At 62.5% G+C, this 18665-nt stretch carries 17 protein-coding genes; 7 read left to right on the top strand and 10 right to left on the bottom strand.

What is annotated here, in order from left to right:
* Positions 1-13: 13 nt before the first annotated feature.
* Both DLM_RS04855 and DLM_RS04850 read right to left on the bottom strand, forming a co-directional pair.
* Entirely contained in the window at positions 14-619 is a 606-nt protein-coding gene (locus DLM_RS04855) for a hypothetical protein (protein WP_089085464.1), read from the bottom strand.
* 103 nt (positions 620-722) lie between these two features.
* The gene (locus DLM_RS04850) at positions 723-1661 is read right to left on the bottom strand and encodes a LysR family transcriptional regulator (RefSeq protein WP_089085229.1); all 939 of its coding nucleotides are present in this window, start codon (positions 1659-1661) and stop codon (positions 723-725) included.
* A 97-nt stretch (positions 1662-1758) separates the two neighbouring features.
* Between DLM_RS04850 and DLM_RS04845 the strand changes: the two genes are divergently transcribed.
* Positions 1759-2739: a bile acid:sodium symporter family protein gene (locus tag DLM_RS04845; RefSeq protein ID WP_089085228.1), complete on the top strand. Its 981-nt coding sequence runs from the start codon at positions 1759-1761 to the stop codon at positions 2737-2739.
* A 251-nt stretch (positions 2740-2990) separates the two neighbouring features.
* On the opposite strand, the gene uvrB is transcribed toward DLM_RS04845, so the two are convergent.
* Positions 2991-5003, bottom strand: a complete 2013-nt coding sequence (uvrB, locus tag DLM_RS04840) for an excinuclease ABC subunit UvrB (RefSeq protein ID WP_089085463.1) — start codon at positions 5001-5003, stop codon at positions 2991-2993.
* A 234-nt stretch (positions 5004-5237) separates the two neighbouring features.
* Between uvrB and DLM_RS04835 the strand changes: the two genes are divergently transcribed.
* Both DLM_RS04835 and DLM_RS04830 read left to right on the top strand, forming a co-directional pair.
* Positions 5238-6104 carry a serine hydrolase gene (locus DLM_RS04835; RefSeq protein ID WP_089085227.1) on the top strand — a complete coding sequence of 289 codons (867 nt, stop codon included), beginning with the start codon at positions 5238-5240 and terminating at the stop codon, positions 6102-6104.
* A gap of 93 nt (positions 6105-6197) precedes the next feature.
* On the top strand, positions 6198-6680 hold the full coding sequence (locus DLM_RS04830) for a GNAT family N-acetyltransferase (RefSeq protein WP_089085226.1): 483 nt from the start codon (positions 6198-6200) through the stop codon (positions 6678-6680).
* A gap of 54 nt (positions 6681-6734) precedes the next feature.
* Here DLM_RS04830 and DLM_RS04825 read toward each other — a convergent pair whose 3' ends face one another.
* From DLM_RS04825 to DLM_RS04800, 6 genes are all read right to left on the bottom strand, one after another.
* Entirely contained in the window at positions 6735-8030 is a 1296-nt protein-coding gene (locus tag DLM_RS04825; protein ID WP_089085225.1) for a flagellar assembly protein T N-terminal domain-containing protein, read from the bottom strand.
* A complete protein-coding gene (locus DLM_RS04820; RefSeq protein WP_089085462.1) occupies positions 8030-8680 on the bottom strand; it encodes an LPP20 family lipoprotein in 651 nt (216 codons plus the stop codon). Before DLM_RS04820 ends, DLM_RS04825 begins: the two co-directional genes overlap by 1 nt.
* A gap of 103 nt (positions 8681-8783) precedes the next feature.
* Positions 8784-9707, bottom strand: coding sequence for a GlxA family transcriptional regulator (locus DLM_RS04815; protein WP_089085224.1), 924 nt, complete (start codon positions 9705-9707; stop codon positions 8784-8786).
* Positions 9697-10605, bottom strand: coding sequence for an EamA family transporter (locus tag DLM_RS04810; RefSeq protein WP_089085223.1), 909 nt, complete (start codon positions 10603-10605; stop codon positions 9697-9699). Before DLM_RS04810 ends, DLM_RS04815 begins: the two co-directional genes overlap by 11 nt.
* 60 nt (positions 10606-10665) lie before the next feature.
* Positions 10666-11211, bottom strand: a complete 546-nt coding sequence (locus DLM_RS04805) for an isochorismatase family protein (RefSeq protein ID WP_231960060.1) — start codon at positions 11209-11211, stop codon at positions 10666-10668.
* A 103-nt stretch (positions 11212-11314) separates the two neighbouring features.
* Positions 11315-11935 carry a LysE family translocator gene (locus DLM_RS04800; RefSeq protein ID WP_089085221.1) on the bottom strand — a complete coding sequence of 207 codons (621 nt, stop codon included), beginning with the start codon at positions 11933-11935 and terminating at the stop codon, positions 11315-11317.
* A gap of 228 nt (positions 11936-12163) precedes the next feature.
* On the opposite strand from DLM_RS04800, the gene DLM_RS04795 reads away from it, so the two are divergent.
* On the top strand, positions 12164-13633 hold the full coding sequence (locus DLM_RS04795) for a PLP-dependent aminotransferase family protein (protein ID WP_089085220.1): 1470 nt from the start codon (positions 12164-12166) through the stop codon (positions 13631-13633).
* Between the two features lie 7 nt (positions 13634-13640).
* On the opposite strand, the gene DLM_RS04790 is transcribed toward DLM_RS04795, so the two are convergent.
* Complete coding sequence (locus tag DLM_RS04790) at positions 13641-14615, bottom strand: helix-turn-helix domain-containing protein (protein WP_089085219.1); 975 nt, start codon at positions 14613-14615, stop codon at positions 13641-13643.
* Positions 14616-14995: 380 nt separating this feature from the next.
* Here DLM_RS04790 and eat point away from each other — a divergent pair, with 380 nt between their 5' ends.
* The 3 genes from eat to eutC are packed head-to-tail and all read left to right on the top strand — an operon-like array spanning position 14996 to position 18644.
* Positions 14996-16411 carry an ethanolamine permease gene (gene eat / locus DLM_RS04785; RefSeq protein WP_089085218.1) on the top strand — a complete coding sequence of 472 codons (1416 nt, stop codon included), beginning with the start codon at positions 14996-14998 and terminating at the stop codon, positions 16409-16411.
* A 38-nt stretch (positions 16412-16449) separates the two neighbouring features.
* The gene (locus tag DLM_RS04780; RefSeq protein ID WP_089085217.1) at positions 16450-17832 is read left to right on the top strand and encodes an ethanolamine ammonia-lyase subunit EutB; all 1383 of its coding nucleotides are present in this window, start codon (positions 16450-16452) and stop codon (positions 17830-17832) included.
* A complete protein-coding gene (gene eutC, locus DLM_RS04775; protein ID WP_089085216.1) occupies positions 17829-18644 on the top strand; it encodes an ethanolamine ammonia-lyase subunit EutC in 816 nt (271 codons plus the stop codon). The genes DLM_RS04780 and eutC overlap by 4 nt, the downstream gene beginning before the upstream one ends.
* The last annotated feature ends 21 nt before the right edge of the window (positions 18645-18665 follow it).

Raw genomic sequence — 18665 nt, 5'->3', positions numbered from 1 at the left:
TCAGCGGTTTTTGTCACTTGTCACCGGGGCAGGTCTGCGCCTGATCGTTCAAGCCCTGCTGCTCCACCCGGAAGCTGGCCCGCGTCTGCCCGGCCTGCTGCTGCAGAGTGACGACATACAGGCTGTCGAAATCGCTGTAGTGCCATGCCGGCACCAAGGAGGGATCTGCACCGTTAGCCGCCAGCAACTGCGCGGCCAGCTTGGCTGCCAGGCGATGCTCCCAGGCCACGAACACCGTGGCGTCCCGATACGCTGGCTGGGTGATGGCCGCCTGCAGGGCATCCAGATCATCCAGGCCAAAATCGGTATTCACCGGCATGCCCAGCCGGATGGCGGTAGGTTCGATGGTGGCCAGCGGGCGGATGTAGTTGTACGGCACGCCAGCGTCTTTCTTGCGTATGCCGGGATTGGGGGCAAACAGCGCGGCCGGACGGTCAAACTTGCGCAGCAATACCGCCGGCAGCGCCAAGGCCCGGTTCAATCCCTGGCAACTGATCTGGCCAAGCCCGGCCGCCGGTTTTTCGGCATGGCGCAATAGCACGATGGTTTGGTCGGCATGACTGTTGCCACACAGCAGCAGTCCCAGCAGCAGCGCCAGCGGGCGCAGGGTCTTGGGCATCTGGAAGGTCCGGAAGTAAACAAAGGCAGCGACCAGCAGCCTGGCCACGGATGCCGGCAGGCTAGCAGAAAACCCGGACCGGCGCTTGCTCAAGTCATCCTGATCAGGCCATGGCGTCTGTGCGGCCTGCGCCATGACTGCTGGCGATGGCCTGCAGTTGTGGTCCCAATTGTACGGCCAGTTGCCACAGGCGCTCGGCAACCGGCGACAAGGAGCGCTGGCGACGGCGGATCAGCATGATGTTGCGACGCTGCTCCGGCAACAATGGTTTGACCGTCAGCCGGCTGCCGGCTGGCAAGGGCAGCGCCAGCCCCGGCGATACGCTGATGCCGATGCCCGCCTGCACCATCTGGAAGACCGAGCTGGAATGGCCCAATTGCTGCGCCACCGGGCAGCGCACCCCTTGGGCCAGCAGAATGCGGTCGATGATGGGACGGCTGCCGGAACTGTAATCCAGCAACACCAGCGGCAAGCCTTCCAGTTGCTGCCATGACACGGCAGGCAGCGCCGCCAGCGGATGATCGTCGCGGCAGATCAGCCAGAAACCGTCATCCAGCAGCGGCAGGCATTCCAGATCATCCATCTCGCCGGGTTCCACCACGATGCCAAAATCCACCTCGCCGCTACGCACGCTTTCCACGTTCAGCCGCTGAACCTGGTCGTGCAGTACCGGCCTGATATGCGGAAACTGCCGCGCGCATTGCGCCAGCAAATCCGGCATCAGGCTGGCCGACAAGGTGGGGCTGCTGGCGATATGTACGGTGCCGTGGGCCTGTTCTCCCTCCTTGCGCGCCTCTTCCAGCAGCAATTGCAACTCGTCCAGCAAGCGGGCCAACTGGCCGGCAAAACGCAGGCCGGCAGCGGTCAGCTCCACCTCGCGCGTGGTGCGGTCCAGCAAGCGCATGCCCAGCTCCGATTCCAGCTCGCGGATACAGCGGCTGACTGCCGGCTGGGTGAGGCCGATTTCATCGCCAGCCCGGCTGAAACTGCGCAAGCGGGACACTGCACGGAACACCTGTAACTGACGCAGACTTATATTCATAAGAAATAATCATGTATTGATCCAATAAATCAATTTGTAGTCTGAATGCTTTCGCGGTTCAATAGCAAGCTGATTTCTTGCTGCCCGATGGTGCCCCATGTTGAAAATGATTGATTCCTTCACCCTGGCGCTGATCGCCACGGTCACCCTGGCCAGCCTGTTTCCCTGCCAGGGCGAAGTGGCGCAGGCCATGAACCTGATTACCATCCTGGCTATCGGCCTGTTGTTTTTCCTGCACGGGGCCAAGCTGTCGCGCGAAGCCGTGATTGCCGGGGCCACCCACTGGAAGCTGCACCTGACGGTGATGGCCTGCACTTTTGTGTTGTTTCCTGTGCTGGGACTGGCGCTCAAGCCGCTGCTGGGCCCGCTGGTGACGCCGGAGTTGTATCTGGGCGTGCTCTACCTGTGCATGCTGCCGTCCACCGTGCAATCGTCGATTGCCTTTACCTCGATGGCGCAAGGCAATGTGCCGGCGGCCATCTGTAGTGCCACGGCGTCCAATATCTTCGGCATTTTCATCACGCCGCTGCTGGTGGGCATGCTGGTGATCAGCCATCACGGCGCTGATCAGGGCATGGGCTCCATCACCGACATCGTGTTGCAACTGCTGCTGCCCTTTGTGGCCGGGCAGATTGCCCGCCGCTGGATTGGCGGCTGGGTGGACAAGCACAAGCCGCTGCTGCGCTATGTGGATCAGGGCTCCATCCTGCTGGTGGTGTACACCGCCTTCAGCGCCGCGGTGATTACCGGCCTGTGGCAGCAGACCCCGCCGCAATCGCTGCTGGGCCTGCTGGTGGTGTGCGGCCTGCTGCTGGCCATCCTGCTGGGGCTGACTGCCTACTCCAGCCGCAAACTGGGTTTTGACCGCGCCGATCAGATCACCATCGTGTTCTGCGGCTCCAAGAAAAGCCTGGCCAGCGGCGTGCCGATGGCCAAGGTACTGTTTGCCGGCCATCCCATCGGTTCCATCGTGTTGCCACTGATGCTGTTTCACCAGATTCAACTGATGACCTGCGCCGTGCTGGCCCAACGCTACCGCAAGCAGCAACTGGCAGCCGAGGCAGCCCAGACTGTATAAATACAAGGCCGGCAAGACAAAGCCCCGTCAGCATCACACTGACGGGGCTTCAAGCTGCTGACAACGTCGTTGGCTGCGCTGGCACAGCGCTCCGGCACCGCCAGCACTTTCGACTCGCGGATTGCTGCCGCAGCCTCCCATCGATTCCCCTTCCCCTTCCCCTTCCCCGCCATTGCCCTTGCCCTGCCAATTGAAGAAGGGTGCCTCGCTTTCCTTGCAGAAAGCGCGAGCGGGCTGGCAATAAATGCGGGTTACAGATCGCTGATGAACATCTTTTCCTTCAGCGCCTTCAATTCGTCGCGCAGGCGGGCGGCTTTTTCGAATTCCAGATTGCGCGCCGCTTCCATCATTTCCTTCTCCAGCCGCTTGATTTCCTTGGCCAGCGTCTTTTCGTCCATCATCGCCACTTTGGCTTCATCCACCAGCTTCTTGCGCTGGTCTTCCACGCTGTACACGCCGTCGATGATGTCCTTGATCTTCTTGTTGATGCCCTGTGGCACGATGCCATGCTCGGCATTGAAGGCCAGCTGCTTGGCGCGGCGGCGTTCGGTTTCGTCCATGGCACGACGCATGGAGTCGGTAATGCGGTCGGCGTACAGCAGTGCCTTGCCGTTAAGGTTACGCGCGGCACGGCCTATGGTCTGGATCAGCGAACGGTCCGAGCGCAGGAAGCCTTCCTTGTCGGCATCCAGAATCGCCACCAGGCTGACCTCCGGAATATCCAGCCCTTCCCGCAGCAGGTTGATGCCGATCAGCACGTCGAACATGCCCAGGCGCAGGTCGCGGATGATTTCCACTCGCTCCACGGTATCGATATCGCTGTGCAGGTAGCGCACCTTGATGCCGTGCTCGGTGTAGTAGTCGGCCAATTGCTCGGCCATGCGCTTGGTGAGCGTAGTGACCAGCACCCGCTCGCCCAGGTCCATGCGCAGGCGGATTTCCGACAGCAAATCGTCCACCTGGGTGGCCACCGGGCGGATTTCGATCACCGGGTCTACCAGGCCGGTAGGACGTACCACCTGCTCCACCACCTGACCGGCGTGTTCTTTCTCATACGCAGCCGGGGTGGCGGAAACAAAGATGGTTTGCGGCATCAGTTGTTCGAATTCGTGGAACTTCAATGGCCGGTTATCCACCGCGGACGGCAGGCGGAAACCGTAATCCACCAGATTGCTCTTGCGCGCAGCATCGCCCTTGTACATCGCGCCCACCTGCGGCACGGTGACATGGGATTCGTCGATGAACATCAGCGCGTTCTTGGGCAGGTAGTCAATCAAGGTGGGCGGCGCATCGCCCGGTGCGCGGCCGGAAAAATGGCGCGAGTAGTTTTCGATGCCCTTGCAAAAGCCCATCTCGTACAACATTTCCAGGTCAAAGCGGGTGCGCTGCTCAATGCGCTGTGCCTCCACCAGCTTGCCTTCCTTCTGATACCACTGGATGCGCTCGGCCAGCTCCAGCTTGATCTTTTCGCAAGCCTTGAGCACGGTGTCGCGCGGCGTCACATAGTGGCTGGACGGAAACACGGTGTAGCGGCCCACCCGCTGTTTGGTGACGCCTGTCAACGGATCGAACAGGGTAAGCGTTTCCACTTCATCGTCAAACAAGCTGACCCGCAAGGCGGTGTCGCTGCTTTCCGCCGGGAAGATGTCAATCACATCACCGCGCACGCGGAAGGTGCCGCGGCCGAAATCCACATCATTGCGGTCGTACTGCATGGTGGTGAGGCGGCTGATGATGCTGCGCTGTGGCGTGGTTTCGCCCTCTTTCAGGTGCAGGATCATCTGGTGGTAGTCGGATGGATCGCCAATACCGTAAATGGCCGACACCGTGGCCACGATGATGCAGTCCGGCCGCTCCAGAATGGATTTGGTGGCGGACAAGCGCATCTGCTCGATGTGTTCATTGATGCTGGAGTCTTTTTCAATGAACAGATCCCGGCTGGGAACATAGGCTTCCGGCTGGTAATAATCGTAATAGGAGACAAAATACTCAACCGCGTTTTCCGGGAAGAACTCGCGCATTTCGCTGTATAGCTGCGCCGCCAGCGTCTTGTTGTGCGCCATGATGATGGCGGGCCGGCCCGTACGGGCGATGACATTGGCCATGGTGAAGGTCTTGCCCGAACCGGTAACCCCCAGCAGGGTTTGATAGGACAGGCCATCCTCCAGCCCCTCAACCAGCTGGGCAATGGCAGTGGGCTGGTCGCCAGCAGGCGGGAATGGCTGATGCAGACGGAAAGGACTATCCGGGAAGGTAAGCAGCATGGTGTTTTCGCGCGGGTTCAAGTCCAACGATTTTACGCCGATAAGGTGTGGAACTCACTCCCGATTCGCAACAGAATTTATCTGAAAATTGCCTGCCGCAATGGCAAAACATTGTTTAAAATGTAAGCAACCCGATCACGAGCCGAGATGAAGAATCCTTGCACATCAACATGATGTAAGCATGTTTTCTGACAGGCTGTATCTCCACCGACAAGACACGGGAGTGTATCTCTTATGCTGAGAAAATTTGCCGCCCTGCTGGTTTCCGCCGCCCTGGCGATGCCGGCAGTGGCCGCGCCGCCTGGCGTCATGGTAGCCAGCCAGATGGCAGACCATGCCGTACCACGCCTGAATTCACATTCGGTACTGGTACTTAATGGCAATACCGGCGAGCCGCTGTACGAAAAAAACATCCACCAGCGCATGCCCATCGCCTCCATCACCAAGCTGATGACCGCCATGGTGCTGCTGGATTCGGGAGTATCACTGGATCAGGAAGTCACGGTTTCCGATGCCGAGATCGACCGGTTGAAAAACACCACCTCGCGCCTGGCCGTGGGCACCACGCTGCCGCGCAAGGAAATGCTGCTGCTGGCACTGATGTCCTCGGAAAACCGTGCCGCCGCCACGCTGGCCCGCACCGCCCTGCCCGGCGGCACTGCCGCCTTTGTCGAGCGCATGAACAAGAAGGCGCGCAGCCTGGGCATGAACGAAACCGTGTTCTACGACCCGACCGGTCTGGATCTGCGCAACACCTCCACCGCGCACGACCTGGCCCGCATGGTGAAAGCCGCGCACAACTACCCGTTGATCCGCACCTTCACCACCACGCCGGAGCACCAGATCGTCTCGGTTCGCAACCGTGTGCTGCAGTATCGCAACAGCAATGCATTGGTGCGCGAGGGTAACTGGGACATCAGCATCCAGAAAACCGGTTACATCCAGGAAGCCGGGCGCTGCATGGTGATGCAGACCACCGTGGGTTCGCAGCCGCTGATCATCGTGCTGCTGGCCGCTGGAGGCAATTCCGCCCGCGTTAATGATGCGCGCAGCATCAAAACCTGGCTGGAGGCGCATCCTGGCAACTGGCTGGCGGGCTGACCGCTTGCTGACAGAAACATCCGGGCCGGGTAACCGGCCTTTTTTCATCATGCCGAAGCAGACGGGTCTGCCGACCCGCAGCAGGAGTTGCTCTTGACCCTTACCATCCGCCCCGCCACCCGTGCCGATGCTGCACTGATTCTGGGTTTTATCCGCGAACTGGCCATTTACGAAAAAGCCGAACACGAGGTGGTGGCCAGCGTGGCTGACATCGAAAACTCCCTGTTCGGGCCGGATGCCACCGCCCATGGCCTGATTTGCCTGCAGGACGAGCAGCCGGTGGGCTATGCAGTATATTTCTTCAATTATTCCACCTGGCAGGGCAAGTACGGCCTGTATCTGGAAGACCTGTACATCACCCCGGCAGGACGTGGCAGTGGTGCCGGCAAAAAACTGTTGCGTCACCTGGCGCAACTGGCCGTTGCCCGCGGCTGTGGCCGCTTCGAATGGAGCGTGCTGGACTGGAACCAGCCAGCCATTGATTTCTATGAATCCTTTGGTGCTGCCGCCCAGTCCGAATGGGTGAAATACCGCCTGGCCGGCGATGCGCTGCTGCAGTTTGCCGAGCAGGCCTGAAGCAACCAGCTCCAGCAAAAAGCCCCGCATTACGCGGGGCTTCTTTACAGGGGCTCAACGCCGGGTCATGAAACGGACGTAATCGCCCTCTTCCACCTTGAGCCTGGCGCTTTGTACCTGGGCAATGGAGAAGTTGGGCTGGACCTGGGTAATGGTGATGGTGCCGGACAGTTCCTCTGGCACGCCCAGCTCACGCACACCGCCGCCACTGCGCACGATCTGGGCCGAACGCGGCTTGTACAGCAGCATCTGGTCGCCCACCTTCATGCCATCCAAACCACCGACATTGACAAATACCTGCCGGCCATCTTCCACTTTCACCACCTTGGCCGATAGCGGAATGCAGCTGACCACATCCACCAGTTGGCGGCTGGCCTGGTCGAGCAGCGCATCCACCACCTTGCCGTAATCGCCCTGCCAGAAGGCAGCGGTGGCAAAATCCACCGGCAACTGCGCCACCACCTTGCCCTGGGCAATGCGGCTGATGCGCTGGTCAGCCAGCACCGCGCCGGTCAGCGCATCGTACACCCATACTTCCAGGTCGAACTGGCGTGCCGAAGCGGCATATTTGAAAGCACCGCCAAACAGCCCGGCCAGCGGCCCGGTGTAGTAAGCACCCTGCTGGCTGGTATTGTTGGATTCATACATGGTATGGCGCAGACTCTTGCCCACCACGCCGGTGGACAACACCCGCCCGGCCACCACGAACTGCACATCTTCACGCCGCCCCAGTTCACGCACCGTTTCCCAGCCGGCCACCGGCTCATCCGCGGCCATATTGCTCAACACGGTAAGGTGTCCGGCATTGCGCACATCAAAGCGGTTTTGCTGGCGCAAACGGCGGGCCAGCTCTGCCGGCAGGCTGCTGGCCAGATTGCGCAGGTCGTTGGCTTCTGCCGGATTCACCACATAAAAATAAGTGGTCAGCAACTTGCGGCGCAGGCTACGGCCAGCCGGCATGCCGCAACTGGCATTTTGCGCCGGTTGCGGCGCGGCCCCTACCGGACCGGCGGCACTGGCTTGCGGGTCTATGCTCAGCCGCACGTGATACATGCCGTCGCTGCTGTACTCCTGCAGTATCTTGACCTTGCCCTGCAAGGATGGTGCGGACAGCACGCTGCTTTCACTCAGATTGCCGGAATCCAGCAACTGCAGCGATTGCAGCTCGGCACCATTGCTGATGGCGGCCTGCTGCAGGGCATCGCGGATGGCCATTTCGCGCGCCGCCGGGCTGCCGGCATCCATATCGGCCACCCCTTCGGCCACGATGGGGGCGGCATGCAAGGCGGCAGACAATGCAAAAGCCGCCACAAGGGCGGCTACCATGCGGGACAGAAGCCGTGTCGTCATCAGTGGGCTACGTAGTAATTGCTTTCATAACGGGTAGCACCGCAGTTGCCTTCGGCGCACTCCAGACCAGCCACGCCATTTTGCTGGGCGGCCTTCATTACACTACCCGTTTTTTCCAGCGCATTCTTGTATTGCTTGTAGAAATCCTGATCCAGGGTGATTTCCGCCACGGCCTCGCTGGTGCCATCCGGCAGCATATTGGTGGACACCAGACGCACGCCGCGCAGGTAGGCATCCACATAGGTGCGGAAACCGTCGCTGGTGGCCACCATATTGGCCACCGAGCTGTTACCCACCAGTTTCATGCCCTGCACCTGTTCGGCAATGGAGCGGAAGGCATCCAGCCGAGCGGCGCGCATGGACAGCAGCTTGCGCTGCGAGGGGGTCAGTGCCGAGGAATACGGTGCTGCGCCACTGCCGGTCGCCCGGATGACGATGGGCGCATTGGGATTGATTTCCTTCACCACCACACGGGGCGCTTCCGGCTCGATACCGGCACCGGCATAGCCCACGCCGGTAAACACGGTATTGCTGGCAGCAGGTTCGGGCGCAGTGCGCGGCGCTTCGGCAACAGGCTGACTGGCCGAGGCACAGGCAGTCAGACCCAGCAACAGGGATACGGCGGCCATACGGCAGGTGCGGATGTTCATGACGGTGACCATTTCTACTTGTTCTTGGGACAAAGGCAGGCGCACGCGGGCGCAGCGTCAGCATTATATCGACTGCACCTGGCTTTACTTTAGTTAATTTTTGTCAAGATGCCGCCGCTGTCTGTTGCACCCGCTGCCACTGACGGGCCGATGAAAACCCGGCAGCCAGCGCCGCCTTTTCCTTGGACAGCCCGGCAGCGCGCCACTGACGGGCCAGGGCGGCCCGCAGGGCCAGATGATAATCATGCACCGACACCCCGGCATGCTCGCGAAACAGCCGCGACAGATGGCGCACACTGACATGCACCTGATCGGCCAGGGCGGCCAGGCTCCAGTCCCGCTCCGGGCTGGCGGCTATCAGGTCCTGCACCTTGTGTACCGCGGGATGCAGGTGATTGCGATGCGCCAGCCACGGTGACAACTGCACATCCTGAGCCGAGCGGCGGAAATACACCACCATCTCGCGCGCCACATCGCGGGCAATGGCCGGGCTGGCCAACAGGCTGATCAGTTGCAGTGCCAGATCAATGCCGGCAGTAATGCCTGCGCTGGTCCAAAGCGGCCCATCCTGCACGAATACCCGGTTTTCCAGCACCCTTGCGCTACGGTCGCTCACTTGCAAGCGCTGGATCAGACTGTGATGGGTGGTACACTGCCGCCCGGCCAGCAAACCGGCGGCACCGGCCAGCAAGGCCGCCGAACAGACGGTGGCCAGCACATGGCGCTGCGGATCAAAACAACGGCCAAGCCAGGCGGCAATCTGCCGCGCCTCGGGCATGGCGTAGGCTTCAGCCGAGCAATCGGCACCGGGGATGATGATCAGGCTGTCATCCGGCAGTTGCTGCGGCAGCGCCTCCATGCCGCCTAGCGGCAAGCCCAGTGAGCAGCGGACGGCAGGTGCCACTGCCGCGTAATGCAGGCTAAAGTCCGCACCAAATTCGGTGGCAATACGAAACGCTTCGGCCGGGCCGGCGAAGTCCAGCAGCATGAAACGCGGCGGCAGGACAAACCAGACTTCACGCGCCATGGGCCACCACCCCGCGCCGCCAGCGTGCCAGCAGCATGCCGCCAAACACGTTCACCACCAGTCCGGCCAGCAACAGCACGCTGCCCGCGGCCTGCAACAGGCTCAGCCGTTCGCCCAGCAACAGCGCAGAGGTAAGCACCCCCACCACCGGCACCAGCAAGGAGAATGGGGCCACTTTATTGGCCGGATGGCGGCTGAGCAGGCGGCTCCACATGCCATACCCCAGCAAGGTGGCCATGAAGGCGAGATAGGCCACCGCCAGGAAAGAGCCGAGCGAGAAATGGCGCAAGGCGATTTCCATGCGCTGCGGCCCTTCCAGCCACCAGGACAAGGCCAGGTAGGGCAGCGGCGGCACCAGGCTGGACCACACCACCAGGTTAAGCGGCTCCACCTTGTGCCCGGCCTTGCCCATCAAGCGCACAATGATATTGGATGCCGCCCAGCAGAACGCCGCCGCCAGCGTCAGGCCAAAGCCAATGGCGGTCATGCTGCCGCCCTTGGCCAGTCCGATCAGCGCCAGCCCGGCACAGGCACACAGCAGGCCCAGGATTTGCGCCGCCTGCCAGCGCTCATGCAGCATCAGCCCGGCCAGGATCAGGGTAAAGAAAGCCTGCGACTGCAATACCACCGAGGCCAGTCCGGCCGGCATGCCCAGCTTGATGGCGGAGAACAAAAAGGCAAACTGCCCCACTCCCACAGTCAAGCCATACGCCGCCACCCAGCCCCAGGGCAGCGTGGGCCGGCGCACCAGCAACACCGCCGGAAAGGCCGCCAGCATGAAGCGCAAGGCCCCCAGCAACAAGGGCGGCACATCGGCTACGCCGTACTTGATCACCACGAAATTGACGCCCCAGATCAGCACGATGGCCAGCGCCTGCAATACATCCTTCAAGGGCATGAAACTTGCTCCGTAACAGCAGCAGGCCGCCATGGCCTGCCTGCCGGATAAATAGGTGGTCTACAGCCGCGCCAGCGCCTGCTCCACCGTGACGATGTCGGCAAAACGTCCGGCCAGCACCAGCTCGGTCTTTTCGCGGATTTCCTCCGCGCTGTACAGCTTGCCGCTGAGCGGATGGCGCATGGCAAACGTCATGGTGGCTTCACTGACAAAATCCACCGCAAAACCCAGATCGGACGCCACCCGAGTGGTGGTTTCGCAGCACTGCTCGGTGCGGATGCCCGACACCAGCAGCTTACCGATGCCACGCTGGGCCAGCCAGGGCTGCAGGCCGGAATCCAGCATGGCATTGTGCACGTGTTTGATGAAGATGGCATCCGGATTGGCCGGCAGCCAGGCCATGGGCCGCACAAAGCCACTGGCCGCGGCAAACGGGCCGTCGCCATCCTCGTGCAGCACATACACCACCGGGATGCCTGCCGCGCGCGCGCCGGCAATCAGCGCCAGCACGTGCTGGCGAAACGGCGGCAAGGCGGTTTCGTCCCAGTAGTCGCGCTGCAAAAAGGAATCCTGCACATCAATCACCAGCAGTGCTGCCTTGTCCATATCCATGCTCCCTGTGAAATAGGGACACAGTCTAAGGCGACACGGACTGAGGCAGAATGCCACCAGCAGACAAGACACTGCCAGATCGGGACATAAGCTCAGCTTACAGCAGCCCCGGCCAGGCATGGCGGATTTCATCCAGCAGCAAGCACAGCGCGGTGCCTCCCATCAGCAGACCCATCAGCAGATTGAACAGCAGCAAGGCCGGAGCGGCACTGAGCAGATGGCGCAGCCGCTCGCCCATCCAGGCCCACAGGCTGATACAGGGCAGATTGACCACGGCAAACACCAGCGCCAGCAACAAGGCGGCGCTCAGCCGGGTTTCCGCCGCGGCCGGCATGAACAGGATTGAGGCATTAAGCACCATCACCCAGGCCTTGGGGTTGACCCACTGGAACAGCGCCGCCGCCAGAAAGCTCATCGGCTTGCCGCCCTCCCCGCCCTGCGGTGCGGCAGAACGGGCAATTTTCCACGACAGCCACAGCAAATAGATACAGCCGGCCACCGCCAGCGGCAGCCGCGCCACCTGTATCCATTGCAAGGCCCAGGCCAGCAGGCTGGCGGTAATGAATACCTGGGCCGAACAACCCAGGCTGATGCCCAGCATGTGCGGCAGGGTGCGGCGAAAGCCGTAATTGACGCCGGAAGTGGCCAGCATCAGGTTGTTGGGACCAGGCGTGATGGACATCACACCCACATAGGACAGCAAGGCGGCTTCCAGCATGTGAGGGCTCCTCAGGGCAATGCATCGACCCGGTTGGTGATGCGTTTTCATCATGCTAAGGCCACAGCGCCAGATGGTGACAGCCGCAACAATTCACTATTGTCATGGTGACAGTTATACATTTACCGCAACTGTCACCACAGACTATGATGAGCACTGTCACTGTCGCCAGTTGCCGTGCTGCGGCATTGTTGATGCTTGCCTCAGCCCTGCCCGGAATACCTGCCTATGCCACCAGACATCCTGCCGCGCACCAGCGCCCCCAACGCCACCTTGTACCAGCAACTGGCCGAAGACCTGTCGCTGGCCATTGCCCGCGGCACCCTGCCGCCCGGTTCACGCCTGCCATCGGTACGGCGTACCTCGCAAAGCCGGCAACTGAGCCTGAACACCGTGGTGGCGGCTTACCGGGTGCTGGAAGACCGCGGGCTGATCGAGGCCAGGCCGCAGTCCGGCTACTATGTGCGGGCGCGCCTGCCCTCCCCCGCCCGCCCGGTGATGACTCAGAGCAGCGCCGCCAAGCCCACCGAAAGCAAGGTACTGGATTTGATCGGCGCAGTGCTGGATGCGCAGCAAACCCCCGGCTTCATCGACCTGGCACTGGCCTGCCCGCGCGGCAGCGACTTCTACCCCGGCAACAAGCTGGCCAGGCTGATGGGGCAGATATTGCGGCGTCAGCCCGGCATGGTCAGCACCTATGCCCTGCCGCCCGGCTCGGAGCGGCTGCGGGTGCAGATTGCCCGCCGCAGCATGGAGCTGGGCATGGCCTTGCAGGCGGAAAACATCATCCTCACCAATGGCTGCATGGAAGCACTGCAACTGGCACTGCGCGCCGTCACCAAGCCGGGCGATGCGGTGGGGCTGGAATCGCCCACCTATTTCAACCTGCTGCCGCTGTTTGCCAGCCTGGGCCTGAAGGCGGTGGAGATTCCCACCGACCCGCAACACGGCTTGTCGGTGGATGCGGTGGAGCTGTTACTGTCCGAAGGCCGCATCAGCGCGCTGGTGGCCATGCCCAACATTCATAATCCGCTGGGCTGCAGCATGCCGCTGGAAGCCAAAAAGCGGCTGGCGCGGCTGGTGAATCATTATCAGGTGCCGCTGATTGAGGACGGGCTGTATGCCGAGCTGCAGTTCAGCGACACCCAGGCCCCGGCGGCCAAGGCCTTTGACGAAGATGGCTGGATCATCTTCTGCACCAGCTACACCAAGACGCTGGCCCCGGATTTTCGCATCGGCTGGATGGAAGGCGGCCGCTTTGGCGCGGCCTTGCGCAAGCTGAAGTTTGCTTCTTCGGTGGCCCAGCCCATGGTGCTGTCCGAAACGCTGGGCGCGTTTCTGGAATCCGGTGGCTACGACCACCACCTGCGGGCGCTCAAGCGCCATTACGCCCAGCATGTGGAAAAAGTGCGTGGCCTGATTGCCCGTCACTTCCCGGCCGGCACCCGCGCCACCGACCCGGCCGGCGGCTTTCTGATCTGGCTGGAACTGCCGGAAGGCTGCGACAGCGTGGCGCTGTTTCATGCCGCCATTGCCGAAAACATCAGCATCATGCCAGGTCCGCTATATTCACCCGGCGGGCGCTACCGCAATGCCATGCGCCTGTCCTGCTGCTATCCGCTGGACGAGCGCTATGTCGCCGCCCTCACCCGCGTGGGCATGCTGGTGCAACAGCAACTGGCGCAGCAAGGCGGCTGATGTCGGCTTAGTGGCGTGGCCGCTGCCGGGTCTGGCTGGGCGTTTCGCCAAACAGGCGGCGATAGTCGTAGCTGAAATGGCTGGGACTGGCAAAACCCCAGTCTTCGGCCAGTTGCTGGATACTCTCCTGCCCGCTGACCGGTGAGCGCAGCAGGCGACGCACCTGATTAAGCCGGAGTGCGCGCAGGAAAGGCAGCGGACTCATGGCGGTGACTTCCTGAAAGCCGTTCTGCAGGGTACGGCGTGTCACATGCAGCTCACGGCACAAACCCTCCACGCTCAGCCAGTTCTGCGCCGGCTGCAAGGCGCGCTGGCGTGCCTGCTCCACCCATTGCCAGTGGCGCTGACTGCTGCCCTCACGCCGCAGCAATGGTTCTGCGGCAGACTGTGACAAGGCCAGCAGCAAGGCATCCACCGAACAATCCAGCAGTAATTGGCGGCCAATGCTGTCCGGGGTTTGCCGCGCCAGCGCCAGCAGTTCGGCAATCTGTCCGCACAAGGCCTGGTGCGTGTCTGGTGCCAGGCAGACCGCAGCCGTCTGCAGCCAGAGCGGCGGCAGCTCGCGGCCAAACAGCTCCAGATGGCGCTGCGCCAGCACCTGCTGCTCCAGCACGATGCCGTAAATGGTGAAGTCGTCCGGGGTGCGCAAGGTGAAGTCGGTGCCGCCCATGGCCACCAGCACCGCGGAAGGAGGCACGCTGCGGCCATGAAAGCGCAAGCGCTCACCACTGCCCGGTGCCGGAATGCCAAACCAGATGGCACCTTGCCACGGCTGGCATTGCTGGTAGGTTTCGCGGGCCGAGTATTCGCGGAACACCTGCAAGCGCCCCAGGCACAGCTCATCCAGCCGACCGGAAAAACGGCCACAGGAGATCTGCGCGTAATCCTGCTGCCAGCCACTGATGAAGGCGGCCTGATCGGCAGCATCATCGGCCAGGCGGGTGACAAACTGCAGTGATAAGCCATGTGCCAGCGGGTCCATCTGCGGCTCCGTGAAATCGTTGATCCTGCAGATGATTAGCAAGAAGCACACCAGCCCTGATGGCGCTTTTCTGCGCCAGCGCTATCGTAAATCGGCAAATTCCCCGCCTCGGTGCATCTGCGCCAGCCGCATGCCTCATCCCGGTGCCAAATCGGCACTGCAAGCATGCCATCGCGCACCACCAGCCATCATGGTCCGGGCATGACTCTTGCACGGTCACGACCAGGTACCGCGCAGAGCAGCGGCAGAGCGCGCAAGCGGTGATTCTTGTTTTCCGATTTCCGATAACGCCGCTTGCACCAGCCTGCCTAGCATACATCACAGACCCCGGATGCCATCGCACCGGGCAGGGAGAAGTGAGTCAAAAAAGAGGAAATGTCATGAGCAACAGCAATCACGGCCTGGCGCGCAAGCTGGGCGGCTGGCAACTATGGGGGATCGCCGTCGGGCTGGTGATCTCGGGAGAATATTTCGGCTGGAGCTATGGCTGGGCCCAGGCCGGCACGCTGGGCTTTCTGCTCAGCTCGGTGTTTGTCGCCATCATGTATACCGCCTTCATTTTCAGCTTTACCGAGCTGACCACCGCCATTCCGCATGCCGGCGGCCCGTTTGCCTATGCGCGCCGCGCCTTTGGCCCGGTGGGCGGTTTTGTCGCCGGCTTTGCCACCTTGTGCGAATTCGTGTTTGCCCCGCCGGCCATTGCGCTGGCCATTGGTGCTTATCTGAACGTGCAGTTTCCCGAGCTGAGCGCCAAGTGGATTGCCTGCGGTGCTTACATCGTGTTCATGGCGCTGAACATCGTCGGTGTCAGCGTGGCCGCCGCCTTCGAACTGGTCGTCACCCTGCTGGCCATTTTCGAATTGCTGCTGTTCATGGGCGTGGTGTCGCCGGGCTTTAGCTGGGACAACTTCACCCACCACGGCTGGGCCGGTGGCGACAGCTTCAGCCTGAGCGCCATCGGTGGCATGTTTGCCGCCATTCCGTTTGCCATCTGGTTCTTCCTGGCCATCGAAGGCGCTGCCATGGCCGCCGAGGAAGCCAAGGACCCCAGCCGCACCATTCCGCGCGCCTATGTAGCCGGCATCCTCACCCTGGTGGCGCTGGCCATGGGCGTGATGATCATGGCAGGCGGTGCCGGTGACTGGAGCAAGCTGGCCAACATCAACGACCCGCTGCCGCAGGCGATGAAGCTGATCGTGGGCAGCAACAGCGGCTGGCTGCACATGCTGGTATGGCTGGGCCTCTTGGGCCTGATTGCCAGCTTCCACGGCATCATCATGGGCTATTCGCGCCAGATTTTCGCGCTGGCCCGCGCTGGTTATCTGCCGCCGATGCTGGCGGTGATCCACCCGCGCTTCAAGACACCGCATCGCGCCATCATCGTGGGCGGGATGGTCGGCATTGCCGCCATCTTCAGTGACGACCTGATCCAGATTGCCGGTCAGCCGCTGACCGCCAACATCGTCACCCTGTCGGTATTCGGTGCCATCGTGATGTACATCGTGTCCATGCTGGCCCTGTTCAAACTGCGCCGCAGCGAACCCACCCTGACCCGTCCGTTCAGCGCACCAGCCTACCCGCTGCTGCCCGGCCTGGCACTGGCCTGCGCGGCGGTATGCCTGCTGGCCATGATCTGGTACAACCAGTTGCTGGCGCTGATTTTTGCCGGCAGCCTGGCCGTGGCCTATGCCTACTACCTGCTGACCCATCGCCAGCGTGCTGCTGCCGCCAGCGATCATCTGCTGGAAGGTGGCGACGCCACCACGCTGAAACCTGCTGTTGCCCGTAGCGAATAAGAGAGAGGCGGGGTGTGCCCGGCACACCCCGGTAAACCATGTCCTACGCCATTACCATCGGCCCGCGCCGTTACCGTTTCGACGATCTGAAAACCCTGCTGGCCCGCGCCACGCCCTTGCGTTCGGGCGACCAGTTGGCCGGGATTGCCGCCAGTAGCGCCGAAGAGCGGGTGGCGGCACAAATGTGTCTGGCCGACGTGCCACTCGCCACCTTCCTGCAAGAGCTGCTGATTCCTTACGAGCAGGACGAAGTCAGCCGCCTGATCATCGACAGCCACGACGCCCACGCCTTTGCCCCCATCCGCCACCTGACCGTGGGCGGCCTGCGCGACTGGCTGCTGTCCGATGCGGCCAATAGCAGCACGCTGGCGGCGGTGGCTCCCGGCCTGACGCCGGAAATGGTGTCCGCCGTCAGCAAGCTGATGCGCAACCAGGACCTGGTGTGGGTGGCCAGCAAATGCCGGGTGATCACCCGTTTTCGCAATACCCAGGGCCTGCCCGGCCATATGGGCGTGCGCCTGCAACCCAACCACCCCACCGACGACGCGCGCGGCATTGCCGCCGCCATGCTGGACGGCCTGCTGTACGGCGCTGGCGATGCGGTGATCGGCATCAATCCGGCCAGCGACAGCCCGGAAGCCATCCACACCATGCTGGCGATGATGGACGAAGTACGCCAGCGCTATGCCATTCCCACCCAGAGCTGCGTGCTGACCCACGTCACCAGCACGCTGGAATTGATCCGGCGTGGCGCACCGGTGGATCTGGTGTTCCAGTCGATTGCAGGCACCGAACAAGCCAATAGCGGCTTCGGCATCAATCTGGCGGTACTGGGCGAAGCACAGCAGGCCGCACTGGAGCTGCGCCGCGGCACGGTGGGCGACAATGTGATGTATTTCGAAACCGGCCAGGGCAGCGCGCTGTCGGCCAATGCCCACTGGGGCGTGGACCAGCAAAGCTGCGAAGTGCGCGCCTATGCGGTGGCGCGGCATTTTTCACCCCTGCTGGTGAACACCGTGGTGGGTTTCATCGGCCCGGAATACCTGTACAACGGCAAGCAGATCATCCGCGCCGGGCTGGAAGACCACTTCTGCGGCAAGCTGATGGGCCTGCCCATGGGCTGCGACATCTGCTACACCAATCACGCCGAAGCCGACCAGGACGATATGGACAGCCTGCTCACCCTGTTGGGTACGGCGGGCATCCACTTCATCATCGGCGTGCCCGGTGCCGACGACATCATGCTGGGCTATCAGAGCACCTCGTTTCACGATGCGCTCTACCTGCGCCAGTTGCTGGGCCTGAAGCGCGCACCGGAATTCGAAGACTGGCTGGAGGGCATGGCCATTACCCGCGCCGGCAAGCTGCAGGCACAAGACCGCCAGCAAGCCCTGTTGCAATTGATGGAGACCCTGTCATGAATGCACCTCTCAGCCACGGCAGTATCAGCCCGATTACCGAAGACAGTTGGCAGGACCTGGCCCAGCACACCGTGGCGCGCATTGCGCTGGGACGGGTGGGTGCCAGCCTGCCCACCCGCGAAACCCTGCGTTTTGCCCTGGCCCATGCCCAGGCCCGCGATGCCGTTCACACCCCGCTGGACCTGTCCGCGCTGAGCGCATCCCTGCAAGACCTGCAACTGCCCAGCCTGCAAGTGCGCAGCGCCGCCCCCAGCCGCGCCGCCTATCTGCAACGGCCGGACCAGGGCCGCCGCCTGCACCCGGACAGCCGCGCCAGCCTGCTGGCTGCCGCAGTGGAACCCTGTGATGTGCTGTTCGTGATTGGCGATGGCTTGTCGGCCCGCGCCGTGGCCAGCCATGCTGTGCCGCTGATTGCCGCCACCCTGCCCTATTTGCAAGAGCAGGGCTTGCGCCTGGGGCCGGTGGTACTGGCCACCGAAGCGCGGGTAGCGCTGGCCGATGAAGTGGGTGAATGCCTGCAGGCGGCCATGGTGGTGATGCTGATTGGCGAGCGCCCCGGCCTGAGCTCACCGGACAGCCTGGGGGTGTATCTCACCAGCGCGCCACGCAGCGGGCGCATGGATTCCGAGCGCAACTGCATTTCCAATGTGCGCCCGCAAGGCCTGCCCTACCCCCTGGCCGCCTACAAGCTGGCCTGGCTGATCCGCGCCGGTCGCACCAGCGGCACCGGGGTGGCACTCAAGGATGGCAGCGCCGCCGAGGCCGGCTGGCTGCACCTGCAACAACTGGCACTGGCCGCACAGCAGGGCTGAGGACTTCAGCCACAGCAGGCC

The organism is Aquitalea magnusonii (assembly GCF_002217795.2).
In the GTDB taxonomy this organism is placed as follows: domain Bacteria; phylum Pseudomonadota; class Gammaproteobacteria; order Burkholderiales; family Chromobacteriaceae; genus Aquitalea; species Aquitalea magnusonii_B.
The sequence above is the reverse complement of the archived record's forward strand: the minus strand, read 5'-3'. Positions and strand labels throughout refer to the sequence as shown.